Below are 1,662 nucleotides of genomic sequence, written 5' to 3' on the forward strand. Positions count from 1 at the left end.
CTTGAGTATCAGAGGATATATTCAAGAATACTTGAAATGACAATTCCAGTTAAAGTTACGGGAGAAGATTTTAGAAGAAAAATCCATCAAGAGAAGTTAAGAAAATACAAAGAGTTACTTTTATATGGAGGTGGAATAGATGATTAATGAAGAAGTATCCAGGTCAAGTCTTAATCTTGAAGTAAGGCTTGCAAAAGCGACAAGTAAAGCGATTCTTGATGCCTTAAAGAAAGTACACAAGCAAATAGAAGAACAAGGAGGCTTGAAAAATGTAATAAAAAATAATGGAGAAGAAGTAAAGCTAAAGGATATGGTTAAAAAGGGACAGTTAGAAGAAATTAATCTAAAAGATCCTGAGTTAAAAGAATTAAAGAAAATTTTAAACAAACACGGAGTGAAGTTTTCTGTTATGAAAGATAAGGAAACTGGTAACCACTCTGTGTTTTTTCAATCTAAGGATATAAAGGTAATGGAGCATGCCTTTAAAAAAGCAGTTAAGGCTTCTGAAAGAAAGGCCGATAGAAAAGATTCAATAACGAAGACTATAAATAAGTTTAAAGATATGGCTAAGGACACCATTAGTAAAGATAAAGTTAAAAATAAACATAAGGAGCAAAGCTTATGATGAGTAATTTAAAAACATTTGAAAATAGGAATTTTGGGAAACTCACTGTTATAGAAAAAGACGGTGAGTTTTTCTTTATAGCTAATGAAGTAGCAACTATGTTAGGATATGTTAATCCAAGAAAAGCTGTTTATGATCATGTAGACGAGGAAGATAAGGGTGTAACGAAATGGAACACCCCTGGAGGAATACAGAATATTTCAATAATTAACGAATCAGGATTGTATTCACTTATCCTTTCATCAAAACTACCACAAGCAAAAATATTCAAAGCTTGGGTAACTAGAGAAGTCTTACCAAGTATTAGAAAAAATGGAGGATATATAGTAGGGCAAGAAAAGAAAACTAACGAAGAGCTACTTGCAGATGCAATTCTTGTAGCCAATAGAATTATTGCCGAAAGAGAAGAAGAGATTGAAGAATTAAGACCAAAGGCAGACTATTATGACAAATTGGTAGATTATAACCTACTTACAAACTTTAGAAATACTGCTAAAGAATTAGGAATACCACAAAATCAGTTTATAAGTTTTCTAATGGATAAGGGATTAATTTATAGAGATAAGAAAAAGAAACTCTTACCTTATGCAGATAAGAACAAGGGATATTTTGAAGTAAAAGAATGGGTTGATCCACTAGGTACACTTGTAGGAATACAAACATTTATAACACCAAAGGGAAGACACTACCTACTAATTTTATTAGATAGTGAAGGTTTCTACGATGAATAAGATATTAGAAGCCATTTTTTCTGATGTTAAAAACTTAATTAAAATAGACAACCCAAAGAAATTTATATTATCAAACATTCCTTATTTATCCTTTTTCTACATTGGAAATATCTTTTCTAAGCACATAAATTCTTATGTTGGAGGAGATATTATTGATAGGATAATGGTGGGAATTTCTGATATAGGAACTTTATCTTATATACCAAGTCTTAATCCAAGGGACTTGCTAGTAGGTATTTCAGTTGCTGCTACTGTTAAGCTAATTGTTTATAGCAAAGGTAAAAACAAAAAGAAATATAGGCAAGG

At 31.0% G+C, this 1,662-nt stretch carries 2 protein-coding genes and 2 pseudogenes; all 4 read left to right on the forward strand.

Annotation, left to right across the window (positions count from 1 at the left end; translation table 11 throughout):
* Window positions 1-147, forward strand: a pseudogene (locus AC6FXG_RS08880) (ATP-binding protein); the annotation flags it as partial.
* Window positions 140-625 (forward strand): PcfB family protein, encoded by a 486-nt coding sequence (locus AC6FXG_RS08885; protein WP_000606600.1) that lies wholly within the window; start codon window positions 140-142, stop codon window positions 623-625. The pseudogene AC6FXG_RS08880 and the gene AC6FXG_RS08885, both read left to right, overlap by 8 nt.
* On the forward strand, window positions 622-1,356 hold the full coding sequence (locus AC6FXG_RS08890) for a phage antirepressor KilAC domain-containing protein (protein ID WP_500572382.1): 735 nt from the start codon (window positions 622-624) through the stop codon (window positions 1,354-1,356). The genes AC6FXG_RS08885 and AC6FXG_RS08890 overlap by 4 nt, the downstream gene beginning before the upstream one ends.
* Window positions 1,349-1,662, forward strand: a pseudogene (locus tag AC6FXG_RS08895) (VirD4-like conjugal transfer protein, CD1115 family); the annotation flags it as partial. The gene AC6FXG_RS08890 and the pseudogene AC6FXG_RS08895, both read left to right, overlap by 8 nt.

The sequence above is a fragment of the Ezakiella massiliensis genome (assembly GCF_059862345.1).